Raw genomic sequence first — 21,589 nt, 5'->3', positions numbered from 1 at the left:
CAGTCGTCATGAACCATCCGAAACACATCGATCCCCGTCTCGATCCGACGCGCACGATCCGCGCGCCGCGCGGCAGCGAGAAGACCTGCAAGACCTGGCTGGCCGAAGCGGCCTACCGGATGATCCAGAACAACCTCGACCCGGAAGTCGCCGAGCATCCGCACGCGCTCGTCGTGTACGGCGGCATCGGCCGCGCGGCGCGCAACTGGGAATGCTACGACCAGATCCTCGCGTCGCTGAAGGATCTCGAAGAAAACGAGACGCTGCTGATCCAGTCGGGCAAGCCGGTCGGTGTGTTCCGCACGCACAAGGATGCGCCGCGCGTGCTGCTCGCGAACTCGAACCTGGTGCCGCACTGGGCGAACTGGGATCACTTCCACGAGCTCGACCGCAAGGGCCTGATGATGTACGGCCAGATGACGGCCGGCAGCTGGATCTACATCGGCAGCCAGGGCATCGTGCAGGGCACCTACGAAACCTTCTTCTCGGTCGCGAACCAGCACTTCAACGGCGATCCGTCGGGTCGCTGGATCCTGACGGGCGGCCTGGGCGGGATGGGCGGCGCGCAGCCGCTCGCCGCGACGATGGCCGGCTTCTCGATGATCGCGGTCGAATGCGACGAGACGCGTATCGACTTCCGCCTGAAGACGCGCTACGTCGACAAGAAGGCGACGACGCTCGACGAAGCGCTCGGCATGATCGAGGAAGCGAAGCGCACCGGCAAGCCGGTGTCGATCGGCCTGCTCGGCAATGCGGCCGACGTGTTCACGGAACTCGTCGAACGCGGCGTCACGCCGGACTGCGTGACCGACCAGACGAGCGCGCACGACCCGATCAACGGCTACCTGCCGCAAGGCTGGACCGTCGCGCAATGGCGCGAAGCGCAGAAGGTCGATCCGCAGAGCATCGTGAAGGTCGCGAAGCAATCGATGGCCGTCCAGGTGCGCGCGATGCTCGCGCTGCAGGACCGCGGCGCGGCGACGCTCGACTACGGCAACAACATCCGCCAGATGGCGCTGGAAATGGGCGTCGAGAACGCGTTCGACTTCCCGGGCTTCGTGCCGGCATACATCCGCCCGCTGTTCTGCGAAGGCAAGGGCCCGTTCCGCTGGGTCGCGCTGTCGGGCGATCCGGAAGACATCTACAAGACCGACCAGAAGGTGAAGGAGCTGATCCCCGACGATCCGCACCTGCACAACTGGCTCGACATGGCGCGTGAACGCATCGCGTTCCAGGGCCTGCCGGCACGGATCTGCTGGGTCGGCGTGAAGGATCGCTATCGTCTCGGCCAGGCGTTCAACGAGATGGTGAAGAACGGCGAACTGAAGGCCCCGATCGTGATCGGCCGCGACCACCTCGACACCGGTTCGGTCGCGAGCCCGAACCGCGAGACGGAATCGATGAAGGACGGTTCGGACGCCGTCAGCGACTGGCCGCTGCTGAACGCGCTGCTGAACACCGCGGGCGGCGCATCGTGGGTGTCGCTGCACCATGGCGGCGGCGTCGGCATGGGCTTCTCGCAGCACTCGGGCGTCGTGATCGTCGCCGACGGCACGGCCGACGCGCACGAGCGTCTCGGTCGCGTGCTGCTGAACGACCCGGCGACGGGCGTGATGCGCCACGCGGACGCCGGCTACGAACTCGCGCAGCAGACGGCCCGCGAAGCCGGCCTGAAGCTGCCGATGCTCGGCCGCTGAGCATGACGGCGCTCGACCAGGCGCCGGTGAACGCGACGATGATCCGCGCAGCGGATCTCGTCGCGTCGCCGTGGAAGAACGGCGGCGGCGTGACGCGCGAGATCGGCACGTTTCCGCCGGGGGCCGCGCTCGACGCGTTCTCCTGGCGCGTGAGCGTTGCGGACGTCGGCACGGCCGGGCCGTTCTCGCGTTTCGACGGCGTCGACCGCACGCTCGTGCTGCTGTCCGGCGCGGGCATGACGCTCGCTGAAGCGGGCGGCACGCGGCACGTGCTCGACGCACCGCTGACCCGTGCGGATTTCGCGGGCGAGACGGCGATCGACGCGACGCTGCACGACGGCGCGACGCGCGACTTCAACCTGATGACGCGCCGTTCGGCCGCGCGCGGGTCGGTCGACGTGTGGCACGAGGGCGCGCACCGCATCGAGCACGCCGACACCGTCCTGCTGTTCAGTGCAACGGGTGCGGTCGATGTCGAGATCGACGGCGCGCACCATGCACTGCAGGAAATGGACACGTTGCGGCTCGACGGGCCGCGGCGTGCGTTTGACGTCGTCGTGAGCGGAAGCGGCGCGCTGCTCGCCGTATCGCTCACCGTCGGCGAACGAGACTGAACGCATGAAACCGACTGTCTGGCATCACCTGAGGCTGTGTCCGCACGGCCATCCCGACGAGACGATCGACGACGCGGCGATCGCCGTTGACGAAACCGGCGCGATCGCGTGGCTCGGCGCGTTGTCCGCGCTGCCGCACGGCTATGCGCACTGGCGGCGCGAGGACCTGCACGGCGCGTGGGTGACGCCGGGCCTCGTCGATTGTCATACGCACCTCGTGTACGGCGGCACGCGTGCCGACGAGTTCGCGCAGCGCCTCGCCGGCGTCAGCTACGAGGAAATCGCGCGGCAGGGCGGCGGGATCGTGTCGACGGTGCGCGCGACGCGCGCGGCCGACGAGACGACGCTGTTCGTGCAGGCCGCCGCACGACTGCAGCCGCTGCTCGCCGAAGGCGTGACCGCGATCGAGATCAAGTCGGGCTACGGGCTCGACCTCGCGAGCGAGCGCAAGATGCTGCGCGTCGCGCGTCAGCTCGGCGAGCGCTTCGCAGTCACGGTCTATACGACCTTCCTCGGCGCGCATGCGCTGCCGCCCGAATATGCGGGGCGCGCCGACGCGTACATCGACGAAGTATGCGACCGGATGCTGCCGACGCTGGCCGATGAAGGGCTCGTCGACGCGGTCGACGTGTTCTGCGAACGCATCGGCTTCTCGCTCGCGCAGACCGAGCGCGTTTTCGAGGCCGCGACGCGGCGCGGGTTGCCGGTGAAGCTGCATGCGGAGCAACTGTCGAATGCGGGCGGGACGGCGCTCGCCGCGCGTTACCGCGCGCTGTCCGCCGACCATCTCGAATTTCTCGACGAAGCCGGCATCGAGGCGATGAAGGCGGCCGGCACGGTCGCCGTGCTGCTGCCGGGCGCGTACTACTTCATCCGCGAAACGCAACTGCCGCCGATCGAGCTGCTGCGCAAGCACGGCGTGCCGATCGCACTCGCGACCGATCACAACCCCGGCACGTCGCCGCTCGAATCGCTGCTGCTGACGCTGAACATGGGCTGCACGCTGTTCCGCATGACGGTGCCCGAGGTGCTGCAGGGCGTCACGCGCCATGCGGCCGCGGCGCTTGGCCGCGCGGATCGCCACGGCGCGCTCGAGGTCGGTCGCCAGGCCGATTTCGCCGTCTGGTCGGTTGGCTCGCTGGCCGAGCTGGCGTACTGGATCGGCCGGCCGCTGTGCGAGCAGGTCGTACGCGGCGGCACGACCGTGTTTCGCCGGATGAACGGATAAGTTTCGCGACGGATCGGGCCGGGCCGTGACGGCCCCGGTCCGGCCGACGCTTTGCATGGGACCGGACCCGGCGCGCGACCGCGCCGTCCGGTCGATCGCCGCGAGGCAGGCGCTGGGCGCGACGCGCGCGCCTGCCGGCCGCGGCACCGGGCCGGACGAGACGCTGACGCGCTCGATCCGGTCGATGAGGACTCGCCATGACCGATACCCTGTTGTTCGCGGACCATGCCTACCTGCCCGATGGCTGGCGCCGCAACGTGCTGCTGCGCTGGGACGCAACCGGCACGCTGACCGACGTGACGCCCGACACCGCTGCACCGGCAGGTGTCGCGCGCGCGGCCGGGCCGGTGCTGCCCGGCATGCCGAACCTGCATTCGCACGCGTTCCAGCGCGCGATGGCGGGACTCACCGAATACCGCGCGAATCCCGCCGACAGCTTCTGGAGCTGGCGCGACCTGATGTACCGCTTCGCGCTGAAGATCACGCCCGACGCGCTCGCGGCGATTGCACGCTGGCTGTATGTCGAGATGCTCAAGTGCGGCTACACGTCGGTGTGCGAATTCCACTACGTGCATCACGCGCAGGACGGCTCGCGCTATCCCCGGATCGCTGAGCTCGGCACGCGCGTGGTCGATGCCGCGCGAGCGGCCGGCATCGGCATCACGATGCTGCCCGTGTCGTACCAGTTCGCCGGCTTCGGCAACAAGCCGCCGCGCGACGATCAGCGCCGCTTCATCAACACGCCCGACGGCGTGCTCGAACTGCTCGACGCGATGCGTCGCGCGGCACCCGAGCACGGCGGGCTGCGCTACGGCGTCGCGCCGCACTCGCTGCGCGCGGTGTCCGAAAACGGGCTGCGCGTGCTGCTCGAAGGGCTGCCCGACGATGCGCCGGTGCACATCCATATCGCCGAGCAGACGGCCGAAGTCGACGACTGCGTTCGTGCCTACGGCGCACGCCCCGTACAATGGCTGCTCGATCGCTTCGACGTCGATGCGCGCTGGTGCCTCGTGCACGCGACGCACGTCGACGCGGCCGAGACGGCGGCGCTCGCGAAGCGTCGCGCGGTCGCGGGCCTGTGCCTGACGACCGAAGCGAACCTCGGCGACGGCGTGTTTCCGGCCGTCGACTATCTCGCGCAGGGCGGCGTGATCGGCATCGGCTCGGACAGCCACGCGTCGGTCGAGTGGCGCTCGGAACTGCGCCTGCTCGAATACGGGCAGCGGCTCGTACACCGCGCGCGCAACGTGCTGGCGAGCGAGCCGCAGGCGCACGTCGCCGATCGCCTGTTCGATGCGTCGCTCGCGGGCGGCGCGCAAGCGAGCGGGCGACGCGTCGGTGCGCTGCGCGCAGGCTGCCGCGCCGACTGGCTCGTGCTCGATCCCGATCATCCGGCGATCGCCGAACACGGCAGCGCGGCATGGTTGTCGGGCATCGTGTTCGCCGAGCACGGCGAGACGCCGGTGCTCGACGTCTATACAGGCGGCGAGCGCGTCGTGAGCGGCCGCCGCCATCGCGACGAAGCCGCCGCGTATGCCGACTACCGCGCCGCGCTGGCGCAACTGCTGCGCTGACGCGTGGCGACCGGCGCACGCTGCATGCCGCATGCGTGCGCCGGCAGACTCTTACGGTGATGCGACATGACTGAACAACCGGCTGTATTCACGCTGAAGCAGGGCACGCTGCCGCTGCTGATCTCGATTCCTCACGCAGGCACGCACATCCCCGACGACATCGCCGCGACGATGACGCCCGACGCGCGCTTCGTCGACGATTGCGACTGGCATCTCGAGCGGCTGTACGGCTTCGCGGCCGATCTCGGCGCATCGATCCTCGTGCCGTCGCACGCGCGTTACGTCGTCGACCTGAACCGTCCGCCCGACAACGAGAACCTGTATCCGGGGCAGGACACGACGGGGCTCGTGCCGGTCGATACGTTCGACAAGGCGCCGCTTTATCCGGCGAACGCGCTGCCCGGCAACGACGAGATCATGCGTCGCCGCGACCGTTACTGGCTGCCGTATCACGACGCGCTGCAACGCGAGATCGCGCGCCTGAAGGGCGAACACGGCCGCGTGCTTGTGTGGGAAGCGCATTCGATCCGCTCGCACGTGCCGCGTTTCTTCGACGGCCGCCTGCCGGATTTCAACTTCGGCACGTCGAGCGGCGCGAGTGCTGCGCCCGGCCTCGCGGAGGCGCTGGCTGCGCGCGTGCTCGCGCATGGCGGCTATACGGCCGTCGCGAACGGGCGCTTCAAGGGCGGCTACATCACGCGTCACTATGGCGTGCCCGACACCGGTGTCGAGGCCGTGCAGCTTGAACTGTCGCAAATCACGTACATGGAAGAGACGCGTCCGTACGCGTACGACGAAGCGCGTGCAGCGCGGATCGTGCCGCTGCTGCAGGCGCTCGTCGAAACCGCGCTCGCGCATCGTTGAGCACGGGCCGCTGCCATGCGGCAGCGCGGCGCGACGGTGCGTCGCGCCCCGTCGACACGTAGCAGGCAAGCCGGTGCAACGCACAAAAACGGCATCGATCCGCGCGGGTCGATGCCGTTTTTTTCGTCTGATCGATGTCGTCATCGGCACCTGAAAATTTGACGCAATTTTTAAGTGATATAAGCTGAATGTCAGGAAGTCGTCACGCGCGTACCGGCGGCGAGGCCATCGACGATGGCCGGCCTGCACCGAATCCGCCGCGAGACATCATCCTCACGTGCCGCCACGCGGCATTGCGACACGTGTCCTGTCTTCATCAGTCAGTCGAGTACGATCGTGAAAGCCGCCAGCCCTTCGATACGCCGGACGCGAAGTCCGTCGGCGGGCGCGCCGCCTCAGGCCGGGCCGAACCGGCATGCTGATCGCGGCACGCGCGCCGCCCCGTTACGCGAGCCCCGCTTCTTCGCCATTTCCCATCGCGGCCCGCGCCGCTTCAATCTCGTGACCGCGCACGTGTTCAGCGCGGTGCAGTGCGACGGCAGCGCATCGTTGTTGCCCTAGCGTCCCTTTCCGCTTCCGTCCCGGACCGCACCGCCCGTTGCCGTGGCGTTCGCGCGGCAGGCTCGCGCATGCGCTTGCGTTTTGGCTGGCGTTTGCGCGTGCGTTGCGCGATGGCGCGCGCGTGTGGCGCACCCGAGAACCTGCATCGTTGTGCGCGCAAGCGTGTCGCGCGCCATCACCGGAGAGACGCCGATGCGTGCGCGACCGATCGTAGCCGTGACCGCCGACCGCATCCTGCGCGGTGCGCATCCGAACCACACGGCGGGCGAGAAGTACCTCGCCGCCGTCGTCGACGGCGCCGGCGCGCTGGCGTTCGTGCTGCCCGCGCTCGGCGCGCGGCAGCCGGCCGACGCGATCGTCGCGGCCATCGACGGGCTGCTGTTGACGGGCAGCTATTCGAACGTGGAGCCGCATCATTACGGCGGCGCCGCGAGCGCGTCCGACATGCTGCACGATCCGGCGCGCGATGCGACCGCGTTGCCGCTGATCCGCGCGGCAATCGACGCGGGCGTGCCCGTGCTCGCAATCTGCCGCGGCATGCAGGAGCTGAACGTCGCGTATGGCGGCACGCTGCATCAGCGGTTGCATGCGACGACCGGCTTCGACGACCATCGCGAACGGCCGGACGATCCGCTCGAACGGCAGTACGGTCCCTCGCACGTCGTGCAGCTCGCCCCCGGCGGCCTGCTGCAGCGGGTCGCGCGCGGCGCGCACGAGGCGACCGTCAATTCGCTGCACGACCAGGGCATCGCGCACCTGGGCGCGGGGCTCGCGATCGAAGCGAGCGCGCCCGACGGACTGGTCGAGGCCGTCAGCGTGCGCGGCGCGCGTGCGTTCGCGCTGGGCGTGCAGTGGCATCCCGAGTGGCGCTACGCGGAGCAGCCGCTGTCGCGCGACATCTTCGCGGCATTCGGCGCGGCGTGCCGCGCGCACATGACCCGCCGCATTCATGCGGCCGGCGGCGCGACGCCGTCGCCGGCCGCATCCGACATCGACTGAACGAGGCCGATCATGCAACCCGAACTGAGCGAATTCCTGCGACAGCACCGCATTACCGAAGTCGAGGCGATCATTCCCGACATGGCGGGCATCGCGCGCGGCAAGATCATTCCGCGCAACAAATTCGAGTCCGGCGAATCGATGCGCCTGCCGCAGGCCGTGATGGTGCAGACCGTCACCGGCGACTATCCGGAGGACGGCACGCTGACCGGCGTGACCGATCCCGACATGGTGTGCGTGCCCGATCCGTCGACGATCTGCCTGATCCCGTGGGCGGTCGATCCGACCGCGCAGGTGATCCACGATTGCGTGCATTTCGACGGCTCGCCGGTCGAGATCTCGCCGCGTTACGTGCTGCGCCGCGTGCTCGACCTGTACGAGGCGAAGGGCTGGAAGCCCGTGGTCGCGCCCGAACTGGAGTTCTATCTGGTCGACATGAACGCCGATCCCGACTTGCCGCTGCGTCCGCCTGTCGGTCGTACGGGGCGGGCGGAAACGGGCCGCCAGTCGTATTCGATCGAGGCCGTCAACGAGTTCGATCCGCTGTTCGAGGACATCTACGAGTATTGCGAAATGCAGGGCCTCGATATCGAGACCCTGATTCACGAAGTGGGCGCCGCGCAGATGGAGATCAACTTCGTGCATGGCGACGCGCTGCCGCTGGCCGACCAGGTGTTCCTGTTCAAGCGCACGGTGCGGGAGGCCGCGCTGCGCCACAACATGTATGCGACGTTCATGGCCAAGCCGATGGAAAACGAGCCGGGTTCCGCGATGCACATTCATCAGAGCCTCGCGGATATGCGCACCGGGCGCAATCTGTTCGCCGACGAAAACGGCGCCGTGTCGCCGCTGTTCCACAGCTATCTGGCGGGGCTGCAGAAGTACACGCCGGCGCTGATGCCGATCTTCGCGCCGTACATCAATTCGTATCGCCGCCTGTCGCGCTTCATGGCCGCGCCGATCAACGTGCAGTGGGGCTACGACAACCGCACGGTGGGGTTCCGGATCCCGCAGTCGACGCCGGTCGCGCGGCGCATCGAGAACCGGATTCCGGGCGTCGACTGCAACCCGTACCTCGCGTTGGCGGCGACGCTCGCCGCCGGCTATCTCGGCATGACGCAACAACTCGCGCCGACCGAGCCGATCGCATCGGACGGCTACGACCTGCCGTACCAGTTGCCGCGCAACCTCGAGGAGGGCATCTCGCTGATGGCCGCGTGCGAGCCGCTCGCCGGCATTCTCGGCGACAAGTTCGTGAAGGCCTACCTCGCGTTGAAGGAGACCGAATACGAAGCGTTCTTCCGCGTGATCAGCTCGTGGGAACGCAGGCATTTGCTGCTGCACGTGTGAGCGTGCCAACCGCATACGGAATCACGGAGAAAACATGACTTACCGCAATGAATCGGCCTGGGTCCAGCCGGCCGCACCGAACGCCACGGCTGCCACGGCCGCCGCGCCGCGCGCGACGCAGGCACGCTCGACCGCCGAATACCGCGCGCTCGACGCCGCGCACCACATCCATCCGTTCTCGGACATGGGCGCGCTCAATCGCGCGGGCAGCCGCGTGATCGTCAAGGCCGACGGCGTCTACCTGTGGGACTCGGACGGCAACAAGGTGATCGACGGAATGGCCGGCCTCTGGTGCGTGAACGTCGGCTACGGCCGCAAGGAACTCGCCGACGCCGCGTATCGCCAGCTGCAGGAACTGCCGTTCTACAACACGTTCTTCAAGACCACGCACCCGCCGGTGATCGAACTCTCCGCGATGCTCGCGGAAGTGACGCCCGCCGGCTTCAACCACTTCTTCTATTGCAATAGCGGCTCGGAAGGCAACGACACGGTGCTGCGTCTCGTGCATCAATACTGGCGCGTACAGGGCAAGCCGCAGAAGAAGTACGTGATCTCGCGCAGGAACGGCTACCACGGCTCCACCATCGCCGGCGGCACGCTCGGCGGGATGGGCTACATGCACGAGCAGATGCCGTCGAAGGTCGAGCACATCGTGCACATCGACCAGCCGTATTTCTTCGGCGAAGCGCAGCCGAGCGAGACGCCGGAAGCATTCGGTCTTGCGCGTGCGCGGCAGCTCGAAGCGAAGATCCTCGAGCTCGGCGCGGAGAACGTCGCGGCGTTCATCGGCGAGCCGTTCCAGGGCGCGGGCGGCGTGATCTTCCCGCCGTCGACGTACTGGCCGGAAATCCAGCGGATCTGCCGCCAGTACGGCATTCTGCTCGTCGCCGACGAAGTGATCGGCGGCTTCGGGCGCACCGGCGAATGGTTCGCGCACCAGCACTTCGGCGTCGAGCCGGACCTGATCACGATGGCGAAGGGCCTCACGTCGGGCTACGTGCCGATGGGCGCGGTGGGCATCCACGAGCGCATCGCGCGCCCGATCATCGACAACGGCGAATTCAATCACGGCCTCACGTACTCGGGCCACCCGGTGGCGGCGGCCGTCGCGGTCGCGAACCTGAAGTTGCTGCGCGACGAAGGCATCGTCGAGCGCGTGAAGACCGATATCGGCCCGTATTTCCAGCGCCGCCTGCGCGACGCGCTGGGCGATCATCCGATCGTCGGGGAGATTGCGGGAGCGGGGCTCGTCGCCGGCGTTCAACTGGCGCGCGACCGGCACCGGCGCGAGCGCTTCGGCGCGGACGTCGACGTCGGCACGATCTGCCGCGACTTCTGCTTCAACGGCAACCTGATCATGCGCGCGACCGGCGACCGGATGCTGCTGTCGCCGCCGCTCGTGATTCGCGAGGCGGAGGTCGACGAGATCGTCGACAAGGCGAAGCGCGCGTTCGACGCGACGGCGGAGCGGGTGGGGCAGGTACGGTAAGCCGGCGCCTGCGTGAGGGCGCGGCGTCGAACGATGCGGCGCCCGCCTCACGCAGGCCACGCGCGCCGCCAAAACGAAAAGGGCCTGCGTCGTGAGACGCAGGCCCTTGAATTCTTTGGTGGGCGGTACTGGGATCGAACCAGTGACCCCTGCCGTGTGAAGGCAGTGCTCTACCGCTGAGCTAACCGCCCAAAGAAGCTGAAATTATGTCAGAGCTTTTTGGGTTCGTAAAGCCCTTTCCGCAAATTTTTTTCAGGCCGGCGCAACGATCGGTCAGCCGGCCGTCGACGGCTCGACGAGATCGAGGATCGAACCGTCGCGCTTGAGCGTCGCGAGCACGATGCTCGAATTGATCGACATCACGCCCGCCGCGCGGTGCAGCCGATTGATCACGAAGTCCGAATAATGATCGAGGTCGCGCGCGCGAACCGTCAGCACGTAGTTCGATCCGCCCGTCACGATCTGCGCCGCGATGACTTCCGGCCACTGCTGGATCGATTCGACGAACCGGTCGTGCCACTCGGGCACGTCCGGCCGCATCGACACATGCACGAGCGCCTCGAATGCGACGCCGACCTTCTTCGGCTCGATCGTGCAGCGATACCCCGAAATGGCGCCGCGTTCCTCGAGCAGCTTCACGCGACGCAGGCATGCCGACGGCGACAGCGCGACCGCGTTCGCGAGGTCCTGATTGCTGATGCGACCGTCACGTTCGAGGTGCCGGAGGATTCGCATATCGGTTCGATCCAGAGCCATTTCGCAGAATCTGATGAATTTTGAGATGAGAATCGCAGACTCTACTGCAATCGGCGCGGTTCGTCATCGAAAAGTGAAGCTCATTCTATTTCGTCCTCGATAACATGCGCCCCATGCCTCGACCGCACGGCCCGACGCAACGCGATGCCGCCGGTCGGTGCCGCCGCCTTCAATCTTTACCGTCATTCCGCCATGTACGAACACGTTCCCGCCTATCCGGGCGATCCGATCCTGTCGCTGTTCCAGGCCTTCCAGCAGGATGCGCATCCGCACAAGGTCAACCTGAGCATCGGCCTTTACTACGACGACACGGGCCGGATTCCGGTGCTCGACAGCACGCGCGTCGCGGCCGGGCGCTTGCGTGAAGCCGATGCGCCGCATACGTATCTGCCGATGGAAGGGCTCGCCGCCTACCGGCAGGGCGTGCAGCGCCTCGTCTTCGGCGACGATTGCGCGGCGCTCGCGGAAGGGCGCATCGCGACGCTGCAGACGCTAGGCGGATCGGGCGCGATCCGGCTCGGCGCGGAATTCGTGAAGCGCTATTTCCCCGACAGCGCGATCTGGATCAGCGACCCGACGTGGGACAACCATCGCGTGATCTTCTCGGCGGCCGGCCTTGAGGTGCACACGTATCCGTACCACGACGCAGCGCGCAACGACATCCGCGTCGAAGAGATGCTCGCGACGCTCGACGCGTTGCCGGCGCGCAGCGTCGTGCTGCTGCAGCCGTGCTGCCACAACCCGACAGGGCTCGACCTCGATCGCGATGCATGGCGCGCGGTGATCGACGTGCTCACGCGGCGCGGGCTGATTCCGTTCCTCGACATGGCGTACCAGGGTTTCGGCGACGGTCTCGCCGATGATGCATGGGCCGTGCGCGCGATCGTCGATGCGGGGCTGCCGGCGATCGTCGGCAACTCGTTCTCGAAGAACTTCTCGCTGTACGGCGAGCGCGTCGGCGGGTTGTCGATCGTCTGCGCGAACGCGGGCGAGGCCGCGACGGTGCTGAGCCAGTTGCAGGCCGGCGTGCGCCGCACCTATTCGAGCCCGCCGCTGTTCGGTGCGCAGCTCGTGTCGACGGTGCTGAACGACGACGCGCTGCGCGCGCGCTGGGAAGGCGAAGTCGCGCAGGTGCGCACGCGCATCAAGCGGATGCGCGGAGAACTGAAGGCGCGCCTCGATGCGGGGCTGCCGGGACGCGCGTTCGACGCGCTCGTCGCCCAGCGCGGGATGTTCAGCTATACGGGCATCGCCGCGGCCGACGTCGACCGGCTGCGGGCATCGCACGGCGTCTATCTGCTGCGCTCGGGCCGGATGTGCATCGCGGGCCTGAACGACGCGAACGTCGACCATGTCGCGAACGCGATCGCCGACGTGCTCGGCGGTGCGTCGCGCCAGGCCGCCTGAGCGTCCCGATCCCGATCATAAGGATGACATACGATGGCTGAAACGATCCCGGTCGACTTGCCCCTGCTCGCGCAACCGTTCTCGTGGGCGACCCGCGCCTGCGGGCTGATGTTTACCGGTCACGGGCCGGTCGCTGCGTCCGGCGCGATCGTCGGCGACACGATGGCCGAGCAGGCGCGCGTCACGCTCGAGAATCTCGCGAAGGCCGTCGCGGCGGCCGGCGCGACGATGGACGATGTCGCGCAGGTGCTCGTCTACCTGTCCGACGTGAAGGCGATGCCCGAATTCGACGCCGAATACCGGCGCCACTTCCGGGAACCCTATCCGAACCGGACGTGCGTCGGCGTGCAGGGTTTCGCGCATCCGGCGATGCGCGTCGAGCTCGTCGCGTACGTTGCGTTGCCGGCGGCGCGCGCCTAGCAGGAACACCGCGTTACGCGGTGGGTAGTTACCACGATCAACAGGAAACGAAAACAAGACTGGAGGAGAACATGAGGAAGATTTATCGATTGGCACTGCCAATGATGGCGGGCGCGCTCGCCGCGAGCGGTGCGTCGGCGCAGAGCAGCGTGACGCTGTACGGCATCGTCGACCAGAGCATCCGCTACACGACGCATGCCGACGCGTCGAACGACGCGGGCGTGCAGATGACCAACGGCGCGATCACGAACAGCCGCTGGGGGCTGAAGGGCAGCGAAGCGCTCGGCGGCGGGCTGCAGGCGATCTTCCGGCTCGAGAGCGGCTTCGAGCCGCAAAACGGGCAGCTCGACGGCGCGTTGTTCGGCCGCTACGCGTATGTCGGCCTCGCGAGCGATTGGGGTACCGTGAAGCTCGGCCGCCAGGCGACCGAGGCGTTCAACCTGTTCGGCGATCTCGATCCGCTGACGGTCGGCAACTACACGGCCAACATGTGGCCGTACTTCCTCACGCAAGGCCGCGCGAGCAACGTCGTCAGTTACGACGGCACGTTCGGCGGGCTGAACGTCGGCGCGAGCTACGGCTTCGGCGGCGTCGCGGGCGGCCTCGGCGCGAATGCATACTGGGGCACGCGCGTGTCGTACACGCAGGGCGGCCTGATGGTCGGCGCGACGTACCAGCAGGTGCGCGACCTGAAGAGCCGCGCGCAGCAGGCTTGGGGGGCGGGCGCGCGCTACGCATTCGGCGCGGCGACGCTGTACGCGGGTTATCTCGGCGGCATCGATCGCTCGGGCGTGCTCGACGAGGTGCTGCTGAACGCGCCGGGCCGCCAGGTGAGCTACGGGTCGTTCGCGGACAACCCGCGCCGCGACGCGATCTTCTACACGGGCGCGAGCGTCAAGGTCACACCTGCGGTGTCGGTGACGGGCGTCGCGTATTACGACGACATCCGCAACGTCAACGGCGTCGCCGGCAACGTCGGCAAGCGCTATACGGGCGTGCTCGAGGCCGAGTACGCACTGTCGAAGGCGACGCAGGTCTACGCGACGGTCGACTACAACCGCGTGACCGGCGGCGCGTTCACCGAAATGCCCGGGCGCGGCAACCAGACGGGCATCGCGGCCGGCCTGCGCCATCTGTTCTGAACCCGCGGCGCGCGGCGGCCGGCCGGTCCGGCGCCGGCCCGCGCGCCGCCGACGTTTCGACCGGACAATCGCTTTCGAACGAGGTCATTCGATGCAACCAGAAGGGCAATTCCAGCATATCGCGGCGCGCGAACAAGGTCTGCGCCGCACGCTTTCCGCACGGCAGATGGCGATGATCGCGATCGGCGGCGCCATCGGCACCGGTCTCTTTCTCGGCAGCGGCTTCGCGATCGGCTTCGCGGGCCCGAGCGTGCTCGTCAGCTATGCGATCGGCGCGTTCATCTCGCTGCTGCTGATGGGCTGTCTCGCCGAGATGACGGTCGCGCACCCGACATCCGGTTCGTTCGGCGCATACGCCGAGCATTACGTGAGCCCGTGGGCCGGGTTCCTCGTGCGCTACGCGTACTGGGCGTGCATCGTGCTCGCGGTCGGCACCGAAGTCACCGCGATCGCGCTGTACATGAAGTACTGGTTTCCCGGCGTGCCCGGCTGGCTGTGGATCGTCGGTTTCTCGGCGCTGCTGGTGTTCATCAACGCGCGCAGCGTCGACGTGTTCGGCGCGGTCGAATACGGTTTCTCGGTCGTGAAGATCGCGGCGATCGTCGGCTTCATCGTGCTCGGCGCGTATGTCGTGTTCGGCAATCCGGGGCTGGTCGGCGACGGCGCGGCGCGCGCGGGCTTCCACCACTACACGGATCGCGGCGGCTTCTTTCCGAAGGGCCCGTGGGGGACGTGGGTCGCGGTGATCGTGTCGATCTTCAGCTACCTGAGCATCGAGATGATCGCGGTCGCGGCCGGCGAAGCGGAGGATCCCGAGCGCGCGGTCACGCGTGCGTTCCGCTCGACGATCGTGCGGCTCGTACTGTTCTACCTCGTCACGCTCGCGCTGATGCTCGCGATCGTCCCGTGGACGGCGGCGGGGCGCGACGAAAGCCCGTTCGTGAAGGTGATGGAGGCGATCCGCCTGCCGGGCGCGGCCGGGCTGATCAACTTCGTCGTGCTGGTCGCCGCGCTGTCCGCGATGAACAGCCAGCTCTACATCACGACGCGGATGATGTTCAGCCTGTCGCGCGCGGGGCATGCACCGAAGGCGCTCGGCGAAGTGAGCGCGCGCGGCGTGCCGTTCGGCGCGCTGATGCTGTCGACGCTCGGCATCGCGCTCGCGACGGTGCTGAGCGTGCTGTATCCGGACGCGTCGTTCACGATCATGATGGCGGTGTCGATGTTCGGCGCGCTGTTTACGTGGATGATGATCTTCGTCACGCATTACTGCTTTCGGCGCCGCCGCGCGGCGCTCGGCCTGCCTGCGCCCGCATTCCGGATGCGCGGTTTTCCGCTGCTGACGCTGCTCGGCGCGGGCCTGATGCTCGCGGTGATGGTGACGACCTACTTCACGGCCGAATTCCACATGACGCTGATCTTCGGCATTCCGTTCCTGATTGCGCTCTCGGTCGTGTACGCGGTGTGGTATCGCCGCCCGCAGCCGGCGCTGCAGCCTGAAGCGAAGTAGCGAGCCGCCCGCTCATCCCGCCAGCGCGGGCAGCGCGTCGATCGATGCGCGCACGTAGCCGGCAAAGCGCAGCGCCACCGGTTCGGCGGTGCCGCTGCGTTTCAGCGCGAGCGTGCGCGATTCGAGCGACGCATCCCTCAGCGGCAGGAACGCGAGCCGGTCGCTTTTCGCCTGCTGCAGCACGCGCGGCACCAGCGCGATGCCCATCCCGAACTCGATCATCGAGAGGATCGTCTGCCACAGCCGCGCCTCGTGCCGGATCAGCGGACTGAATCCCGCGTTCACGCACTGCGCGATGATCAGGTCGTGATAGTGCGGCGCTGCTTCGCGCGGAAACAGGATGAAGGGTTCTGTCGCGAGCGCGGCGAGCGCGACCTGCCTGCGCCGCGCGAGCGGATGCGCGGCCGGCAGGCAGCACACGAACGGCTCCGCATAGACCGGCGCCGATTCGACCTCGGGCGGGAAGTGGCCCCAGTGCGCATAGCCGAGATCGATCTGGCCGCGCTGGATCGCCTGCACCTGCGCGTGCGTGTTCATCTCGCTCAGCACGACCTCGACGCCCGGATAGTCGGCCTCGAAGCGCCGCACCGCATCGGGCAGCCCGCGATACAGCATCGAGTGGACGAAGCCGATCCGCAGCCGGCCGGCGAGCCCCGACGCGGAGCGCACCGTCAGGCGCTCGGCTTCGGCCGCCTGCAGCAGCAGCCGACGCGCTTCGCCGAGCAGCACCTCTCCCGCATTGGTCAGCGCGACGGTCTTGTTGGTGCGCGAGAAGAGCTGCACGCCGAGCGCGTCCTCGAACTTGCGGATGTCGAAACTCAGCGCCGGCTGCGAGATGAACAGGCGTTTCGCCGCGCGCCCGAAATGCAGCTCCTCGGCAACCGCCACGAAGTAGCGCAACTGCCTCAGTTCCATGGTGTCTCCTCCCGGCGTCGGCATCGATAAGCGATATCTATCGTACCGGACAAATCGTGTATTGGACGCTTATCGATCGCGCGCCTACGCTCTGCGAAGGCTTTGCACCGGGCCGTCCGGGCGCCGCGGCGTCCGTCGCGGCCGAGGTGCAGGCAATTCAGGAGACGCACGAATGAACGACACCGCTCGAACGCCGGACACCGGCGCATCCAATATCCCCGACAGCCGGGGCATCAATTTCTTCACCGTCGATCCCGATCTTGGCGCGTTGCTGAAGCTGCATCTCGGCGACGCGCACTATGCCGAACTCGAGCCGCGGCTGCGCGCGCTCGGCGAGCGCGTATCGGGCGAACTCGACGAATGGGCGTCGCGCGCGGACAAGCATCCGCCCGTGCTCGAGCACCGCAACCGGCGCGGCGAGGCCGTGCAGCGGATCGACAAGGATCCGGCGTACGTCGCGCTCGAACGGGTCGCGTATGCGGAGCTCGGGCTCGCGTCGCTGAGTCATGGATCCGACACCGTGCCGCCGCTCGTCAAGTACGCGCTGACGTTCCTGTTCGTGCAGGCGGAATTCGGGCTGTGCTGCCCGGTCAGCATGACCGATTCGCTGACGCGCACGCTGCGCCGCTTCGGCGATCCCGCGCTCGTCGCGCGCTACCTGCCGAGGCTCGCGTCGCGCGACTTCGACACGCTGTACCAGGGCGCGATGTTCATGACCGAGCAGGCGGCCGGCTCCGATGTCGGCCGTATCGCGACGCGCGCGACCCGCGAAACCGACGCGCGCGGCGAGACCGTCTGGCGCCTGACCGGCGACAAGTGGTTCTGCTCGAATGCGGACGCCGATCTCGCGATGGTGCTCGCGCGGCCCGACGGCGCGCCGGACGGCATCAAGGGCCTCGCACTGTTCCTCCTGCCGAAGACGCTGCCGGACGGCACGCGCAACCGCTACCGGATCGTGCGCCTGAAGGACAAGCTCGGCAGCCGGTCGATGGCGAGCGGCGAGATCGCGCTCGAAGGCGCGCAGGCTTACCTGATCGGCGAGATCGGCCGCGGCTTTCACCAGATGGCCGACATGATCAACATGTCGCGGCTGTCGAACGGCGTGCGCGCGGCCGGGCTGATGCGGCGCGCGCTGAACGAGGCGCTGCACGTCGCCGCGCATCGCGACGCGTTCGGCCGCAAGCTGATCGAGATGCCGCTGATGCAGCGCCAACTGATGAAGATGCTGCTGCCGGCCGAGGCCGCGCGCACGATGTTCATGCAGATCGCGCTGCTGCTGCCGCAGGCCGATGCGGGCGACGAGCAGGCCGCGCGCTGCGTGCGGATCCTGACGCCGCTGATCAAGTTCCGCGCATGCCGCGACGCGCGCCGCGTGACGGGCGATGCGATGGAAGTGCGCGGCGGCACCGGCTATATCGAGGAATGGCGCGATGCGCGGCTCGTGCGCGACGCGCACCTCGGTTCGATCTGGGAAGGCACGAGCAACATCGTCGCGCTCGATGTCGCGCGCGCCGCGCAGCGCGAGCATGCGCTCGACGCGCTGCGCACGTTCCTCGGCGATCGTCTGGGCGCGGCGCCGCTGCCCGACGCGAGCCGCACGGCGCTGCGGCGCATTCTCGCGCGGGCCTGCGATGCGCTCGCGCGGGTCGCCGAGGAGGGCGACGACGCGCGCGTGCGGCAGGCCGCGTCCGCGCTGTATTACGCGAGCGCGGCCGTGCTGATGGCCTGCGAGGGCGCACGGCTCGCACCGGATTTCAGGCGTCTCGCGCTGGCGCACCTGATCGTGCGGCACAAGCTGCTGCCGGTCGATCCGCTCGCGCCGGCACCGCGCGACGACGAATCGGCCGCGTCCGACGCGCTGCTGCGCGGCCTGCCGGTCGCGCTCGACACGGCGCTCGACCTGCTGCCGGAGGTCGAGCGATGAGCGCGACGCGTGGCGCACTGGACGGCCTGAAGGTCGTCGATCTGAGCCGGGTGCTCGGCGGCCCGTACTGCACGCAGGCGCTCGCCGATCACGGCGCGACGGTGGTCAAGATCGAGCCGCCCGGCGGCGACGAGACGCGCGGCTGGGGGCCGCCGTTCCTCGGCGACACGGCCTGGTATTTCATGGGCGTGAACCGCAACAAGGAAGGGCTCGCGCTCGATCTGTCGCACGACGAAGGGCGGGCGATCCTGTGGCGCCTGCTCGAAGAGGCCGACGTGCTTGTCGAGAATTTCAAGCCCGGCACGCTCGCGCGCTGGGGCATGGACTACGCACGCGACCTGCAGCCGCGCTTTCCGCGCCTGATCCACTGCGCGGTGACGGGCTTCGGCGACGACGGCCCGCTCGGCGGCCTGCCGGGCTACGACGCGGTGATCCAGGCGATGGCCGGGCTGATGAGCGTGAACGGCGAACGCGATGGCGGCGCGACGCGCATCGGTTTGCCGATCGTCGACATGGTCACGGGGCTCAACGCGCTCGCCGGCATCCTGCTGGCGCTCGCGGAGCGCGAGAAGAGCGGGCGCGGGCAGTCGATCGACGTGGCGCTGTACGACTGCGGCGTGTCGCTGCTGCATCCGCACCTGCCGAACTTCTTCGGTTCGGGCCGCGTACCGGAACGCAGCGGCAACGCGCATCCGAACATCGCGCCGTACGACAGCTACCGCACGGCCACGGTGCCGATCTTTCTCGCGGTCGGCAACGACCGGCAGTTCGCGCGGCTCGTCGCGCATCTCGGTGCGCCGGCGCTCGCCGGCGATCCGCGTTTCGTCGACAACCGCAGCCGCTGCGCGCACCGGCCCGAGCTGAAGGCCGAACTGGAAACGCGGCTCGCCGCGCACGCGTGCGAGCCGCTCGCGCGCGACCTGATGGCGGCCGGCGTGCCGTGCGGGCCGGTGCGCACGGTGGCCGACGTCGCGCACGATCCGCATGCGCTGCACCGCAACCTGTTCGTCGAGATCGGCGCGTATCGCGGCACCGCGTCGCCGGTGAAGCTGTCGCGCACGCCGGCCACCTACCGGTCGGCGCCGCCCGCGCTCGGTCGCGACACGCGAGCGGTGCTCGATCGGCTCGGCGTCGATCGCGCACTTCAGCAGCAACTGCTCGATGCCGGCGTGCTGAAAACGGCGTCCGACTGACATGACGCCACCGGCCGGCGGCGCAATGCCGGCCACCCGGGAAAGGCGCGCGACAGTCGCGCCCCCGATCACCAACATGGAGACATCGATGAGCCGTCCGCAATCCCCGCCCGCCGCGCAGCCGCGGCCCGGCCGCGCCGCCTTCGCGGCGTTCGTCGGCACCACGATCGAGTGGTACGACTTCTACATCTACGGCACGGCCGCGGCGCTCGTGTTCGGCAAGGTGTTCTTTTCGAGCACGATGGATCCCGGCGTCGCGACGCTGCTCGCGTTCGTCACGTTCTGGGCCGGTTTCGCGGCGCGGCCGCTCGGCGGGATCGTGTTCGGGCATCTCGGCGATCGCGTCGGCCGCAAGACCGCGCTCGTGATCACGCTGGTGATGATGGGGCTGGCGACGACCGGCATCGGCCTGCTGCCCGGCTATGCGTCGATCGGCGTATGGGCGCCGGCGGGCCTCGTCGTGCTGCGCGTGCTGCAGGGCATCGCGGTCGGCGGCGAGTGGGGCGGCGCGGTGCTGATCGCGAGCGAGAATGCGCCGAAGCATCGCAGCATCCTGTATGCGGCGTTCGCGCAGCAGGGCTCGCCCACCGGCAACCTGCTGGCCACGGCCGCGTTCTTCGCGCTGAGCGCGCTGCCGACGCCGTCGTTCCTGATGTGGGGCTGGCGCATTCCGTTCCTGCTGTCGGCCGTGCTCGTGATCATCGGCATGGTGATCCGGCTGAGGCTCGAGGAGTCGGTCGACATGCAGCGCGTGCTCGCGCGCAAGCGCACGGTGAAGCTGCCGCTGCGCGACGTCGTGCGCGATCACTGGGTGGTCGTGCTGCTCGCGGCCGGCACGCTGCCGGTGATCAACGTCACGTATTTTCGCAGCACGTTCGCGCTGTCGTGGGCGACGAAGACGCTCGGTTACGCGCAGGGCACGTTCCTCGGCATCCTGTCGATCTCGCTCGTCGTACAATTTCTGATGCAGCCGGTCGGCGCGTGGTTCGTGTCGAAGGTCGACATGCGGCGCGCGATGTGCTGGATCCTGATCCCGGAAATCGTGTTGATGCCCGTGATGTTCCATGCACTCGCGACGGGTTCATACTGGGTCGCCGTCGCGGGCATGTGCATTTCGACGATTCCGTCGGCGATGTTCTACGGCGCGGTCGGCGGCGTGCTCGCGCGCGTGTTTCCGGCCAACATCCGCTATACGGGCCTGTCGCTCGCGTATCAGTTGAGCGCGCTGGTGGTCGGCGGCGGCACGCCGGTGCTCGCGCAGGCGATCCTGAACGCGACGGGCAGCATCGTCGGCGTCGCGGTTGCGTCGGGGCTTTATGCACTCGTGTCGCTGGCGTGCATGCTGGCGCTGCTGAATCGCACCGGATATCGCGCGGACGAACTGTCGACGGCCGAACGCAGCGATGCGGCGGAATGGGGCACGGAAGGCGCCGGCGCGGATCACCCATCCGGCGCCGGTGCGCCGCCGGACGATCGCGGCACGTTGAAACCGGTGGGATGAGTCGGGCACGGCGGCTCGTCGGGACGCCATCGAGCGCACCGGCGGGTCCGCGTCGATGGCGCTCCCCCAAAAGCAAACGGCACCGTGCGATTGCACGGTGCCGTTTGCTTGATTCGCGCGACGAGGCCGGCGCGACCGGCCCCGCGCGATTCGCGATTCGCGGCGCTCAGCCTTCCGTCGGCGGCACGTAGCCCGACGCCTGGTCCGCGCCGTCGCCGAAGAAGTACTTCTCCGTCTGCTTCATCAGGTACTGGCGCGCGCGCGGGTCGGCCATGTTCAGGCGGTTTTCGTTGATCAGCATCGTTTGCTGCTTGAGCCAGCCTTGCCACGCTTCCTTCGAGATGCTCTCGTAAATGCGCTTGCCGAGTTCGCCCGGCAGCGGCGGGAAATCGAGGCCTTCGGCTTCCTTGCCGAGCTTCGCGCATTGGATCATTCGAGCCATCGT

The 21,589-nt window shown here is 68.3% G+C and carries 18 protein-coding genes and 1 tRNA gene; 15 read left to right on the top strand and 4 right to left on the bottom strand.

All coding sequences use genetic code 11. The features are described 5' to 3' along the window. The first annotated feature begins 8 nt into the window (after positions 1 to 8). From hutU to CFB46_RS15400, 8 genes are all read left to right on the top strand, one after another. Positions 9 to 1,697, top strand: coding sequence for a urocanate hydratase (gene hutU / locus CFB46_RS15440; RefSeq protein WP_089500334.1), 1,689 nt, complete (start codon positions 9 to 11; stop codon positions 1,695 to 1,697). Positions 1,698 to 1,699: 2 nt separating this feature from the next. After that, complete coding sequence (locus CFB46_RS15435) at positions 1,700 to 2,311, top strand: HutD/Ves family protein (RefSeq protein ID WP_089500333.1); 612 nt, start codon at positions 1,700 to 1,702, stop codon at positions 2,309 to 2,311. 4 nt (positions 2,312 to 2,315) lie between these two features. Next, on the top strand, positions 2,316 to 3,539 hold the full coding sequence (hutI, locus tag CFB46_RS15430) for an imidazolonepropionase (protein ID WP_089500332.1): 1,224 nt from the start codon (positions 2,316 to 2,318) through the stop codon (positions 3,537 to 3,539). A gap of 197 nt (positions 3,540 to 3,736) precedes the next feature. Next, entirely contained in the window at positions 3,737 to 5,113 is a 1,377-nt protein-coding gene (locus CFB46_RS15425; protein WP_089500331.1) for a formimidoylglutamate deiminase, read from the top strand. 66 nt (positions 5,114 to 5,179) lie between these two features. Further along, complete coding sequence (gene hutG, locus CFB46_RS15420; protein ID WP_089500330.1) at positions 5,180 to 5,977, top strand: N-formylglutamate deformylase; 798 nt, start codon at positions 5,180 to 5,182, stop codon at positions 5,975 to 5,977. A gap of 753 nt (positions 5,978 to 6,730) precedes the next feature. Continuing rightward, positions 6,731 to 7,537, top strand: coding sequence for a gamma-glutamyl-gamma-aminobutyrate hydrolase family protein (locus CFB46_RS15410; RefSeq protein ID WP_089500329.1), 807 nt, complete (start codon positions 6,731 to 6,733; stop codon positions 7,535 to 7,537). 12 nt (positions 7,538 to 7,549) lie between these two features. After that, positions 7,550 to 8,887 carry a glutamine synthetase family protein gene (locus CFB46_RS15405; protein WP_027784905.1) on the top strand — a complete coding sequence of 446 codons (1,338 nt, stop codon included), beginning with the start codon at positions 7,550 to 7,552 and terminating at the stop codon, positions 8,885 to 8,887. Between the two features lie 34 nt (positions 8,888 to 8,921). Further along, positions 8,922 to 10,376: an aspartate aminotransferase family protein gene (locus tag CFB46_RS15400; RefSeq protein ID WP_089500328.1), complete on the top strand. Its 1,455-nt coding sequence runs from the start codon at positions 8,922 to 8,924 to the stop codon at positions 10,374 to 10,376. 116 nt (positions 10,377 to 10,492) lie between these two features. Here the strand turns inward: CFB46_RS15400 and CFB46_RS15395 are convergent. Further along, positions 10,493 to 10,567 (bottom strand) — tRNA-Val (locus tag CFB46_RS15395). Between the two features lie 82 nt (positions 10,568 to 10,649). Beyond that, on the bottom strand, positions 10,650 to 11,132 hold the full coding sequence (locus CFB46_RS15390) for an Lrp/AsnC family transcriptional regulator (RefSeq protein WP_089500327.1): 483 nt from the start codon (positions 11,130 to 11,132) through the stop codon (positions 10,650 to 10,652). 192 nt (positions 11,133 to 11,324) lie between these two features. Here CFB46_RS15390 and CFB46_RS15385 point away from each other — a divergent pair, with 192 nt between their 5' ends. The 4 genes from CFB46_RS15385 (at position 11,325) to CFB46_RS15370 (ending at position 15,611) form a co-directional block, all read left to right on the top strand. Continuing rightward, complete coding sequence (locus CFB46_RS15385) at positions 11,325 to 12,539, top strand: amino acid aminotransferase (protein WP_089500326.1); 1,215 nt, start codon at positions 11,325 to 11,327, stop codon at positions 12,537 to 12,539. A 33-nt stretch (positions 12,540 to 12,572) separates the two neighbouring features. Continuing rightward, positions 12,573 to 12,959, top strand: coding sequence for a RidA family protein (locus tag CFB46_RS15380; protein ID WP_089500325.1), 387 nt, complete (start codon positions 12,573 to 12,575; stop codon positions 12,957 to 12,959). A 71-nt stretch (positions 12,960 to 13,030) separates the two neighbouring features. Continuing rightward, positions 13,031 to 14,101 (top strand): porin, encoded by a 1,071-nt coding sequence (locus CFB46_RS15375; protein ID WP_373558188.1) that lies wholly within the window; start codon positions 13,031 to 13,033, stop codon positions 14,099 to 14,101. A gap of 91 nt (positions 14,102 to 14,192) precedes the next feature. Continuing rightward, a complete protein-coding gene (locus tag CFB46_RS15370) occupies positions 14,193 to 15,611 on the top strand; it encodes an amino acid permease (protein WP_089500324.1) in 1,419 nt (472 codons plus the stop codon). A gap of 12 nt (positions 15,612 to 15,623) precedes the next feature. Here the strand turns inward: CFB46_RS15370 and CFB46_RS15365 are convergent, their stop codons facing one another. After that, complete coding sequence (locus tag CFB46_RS15365) at positions 15,624 to 16,526, bottom strand: LysR family transcriptional regulator (protein ID WP_089500323.1); 903 nt, start codon at positions 16,524 to 16,526, stop codon at positions 15,624 to 15,626. Between the two features lie 172 nt (positions 16,527 to 16,698). Here CFB46_RS15365 and CFB46_RS15360 point away from each other — a divergent pair, with 172 nt between their 5' ends. The 3 genes from CFB46_RS15360 (at position 16,699) to CFB46_RS15350 (ending at position 21,144) form a co-directional block, all read left to right on the top strand. Then, positions 16,699 to 18,450 (top strand): acyl-CoA dehydrogenase family protein, encoded by a 1,752-nt coding sequence (locus tag CFB46_RS15360; RefSeq protein ID WP_089500322.1) that lies wholly within the window; start codon positions 16,699 to 16,701, stop codon positions 18,448 to 18,450. Next, entirely contained in the window at positions 18,447 to 19,643 is a 1,197-nt protein-coding gene (locus CFB46_RS15355; protein WP_089500321.1) for a CaiB/BaiF CoA transferase family protein, read from the top strand. Before CFB46_RS15360 ends, CFB46_RS15355 begins: the two co-directional genes overlap by 4 nt. Before the next feature lie 88 nt (positions 19,644 to 19,731). Then, on the top strand, positions 19,732 to 21,144 hold the full coding sequence (locus tag CFB46_RS15350) for an MFS transporter (protein WP_089500437.1): 1,413 nt from the start codon (positions 19,732 to 19,734) through the stop codon (positions 21,142 to 21,144). Positions 21,145 to 21,310: 166 nt separating this feature from the next. Here the strand turns inward: CFB46_RS15350 and CFB46_RS15345 are convergent, their stop codons facing one another. Continuing rightward, entirely contained in the window at positions 21,311 to 21,586 is a 276-nt protein-coding gene (locus CFB46_RS15345; protein WP_027784894.1) for an oxidative damage protection protein, read from the bottom strand. Positions 21,587 to 21,589 lie beyond the last annotated feature (3 nt).

This window comes from Burkholderia sp. HI2761, assembly GCF_002223355.1.
Classification (GTDB): domain Bacteria; phylum Pseudomonadota; class Gammaproteobacteria; order Burkholderiales; family Burkholderiaceae; genus Burkholderia.
This window is presented reverse-complemented; position numbering and strand designations above follow the sequence as displayed.

What these genes read in the sequence shown, in the direction of transcription:
- hutU (WP_089500334.1), top strand. Translation starts at nt 9, where the DNA reads ATGAACCATCCGAAACACATCGATCCCCGTCTCGATCCGACGCGCACG.
- CFB46_RS15435 (WP_089500333.1), top strand. Translation starts at nt 1,700, where the DNA reads ATGACGGCGCTCGACCAGGCGCCGGTGAACGCGACGATGATCCGCGCA.
- hutI (WP_089500332.1), top strand. Translation starts at nt 2,316, where the DNA reads ATGAAACCGACTGTCTGGCATCACCTGAGGCTGTGTCCGCACGGCCAT.
- CFB46_RS15425 (WP_089500331.1), top strand. Translation starts at nt 3,737, where the DNA reads ATGACCGATACCCTGTTGTTCGCGGACCATGCCTACCTGCCCGATGGC.
- hutG (WP_089500330.1), top strand. Translation starts at nt 5,180, where the DNA reads ATGACTGAACAACCGGCTGTATTCACGCTGAAGCAGGGCACGCTGCCG.
- CFB46_RS15410 (WP_089500329.1), top strand. Translation starts at nt 6,731, where the DNA reads ATGCGTGCGCGACCGATCGTAGCCGTGACCGCCGACCGCATCCTGCGC.
- CFB46_RS15405 (WP_027784905.1), top strand. Translation starts at nt 7,550, where the DNA reads ATGCAACCCGAACTGAGCGAATTCCTGCGACAGCACCGCATTACCGAA.
- CFB46_RS15400 (WP_089500328.1), top strand. Translation starts at nt 8,922, where the DNA reads ATGACTTACCGCAATGAATCGGCCTGGGTCCAGCCGGCCGCACCGAAC.
- CFB46_RS15390 (WP_089500327.1), bottom strand. Translation starts at nt 11,132, where the DNA reads ATGGCTCTGGATCGAACCGATATGCGAATCCTCCGGCACCTCGAACGT.
- CFB46_RS15385 (WP_089500326.1), top strand. Translation starts at nt 11,325, where the DNA reads ATGTACGAACACGTTCCCGCCTATCCGGGCGATCCGATCCTGTCGCTG.
- CFB46_RS15380 (WP_089500325.1), top strand. Translation starts at nt 12,573, where the DNA reads ATGGCTGAAACGATCCCGGTCGACTTGCCCCTGCTCGCGCAACCGTTC.
- CFB46_RS15375 (WP_373558188.1), top strand. Translation starts at nt 13,031, where the DNA reads ATGAGGAAGATTTATCGATTGGCACTGCCAATGATGGCGGGCGCGCTC.
- CFB46_RS15370 (WP_089500324.1), top strand. Translation starts at nt 14,193, where the DNA reads ATGCAACCAGAAGGGCAATTCCAGCATATCGCGGCGCGCGAACAAGGT.
- CFB46_RS15365 (WP_089500323.1), bottom strand. Translation starts at nt 16,526, where the DNA reads ATGGAACTGAGGCAGTTGCGCTACTTCGTGGCGGTTGCCGAGGAGCTG.
- CFB46_RS15360 (WP_089500322.1), top strand. Translation starts at nt 16,699, where the DNA reads ATGAACGACACCGCTCGAACGCCGGACACCGGCGCATCCAATATCCCC.
- CFB46_RS15355 (WP_089500321.1), top strand. Translation starts at nt 18,447, where the DNA reads ATGAGCGCGACGCGTGGCGCACTGGACGGCCTGAAGGTCGTCGATCTG.
- CFB46_RS15350 (WP_089500437.1), top strand. Translation starts at nt 19,732, where the DNA reads ATGAGCCGTCCGCAATCCCCGCCCGCCGCGCAGCCGCGGCCCGGCCGC.
- CFB46_RS15345 (WP_027784894.1), bottom strand. Translation starts at nt 21,586, where the DNA reads ATGGCTCGAATGATCCAATGCGCGAAGCTCGGCAAGGAAGCCGAAGGC.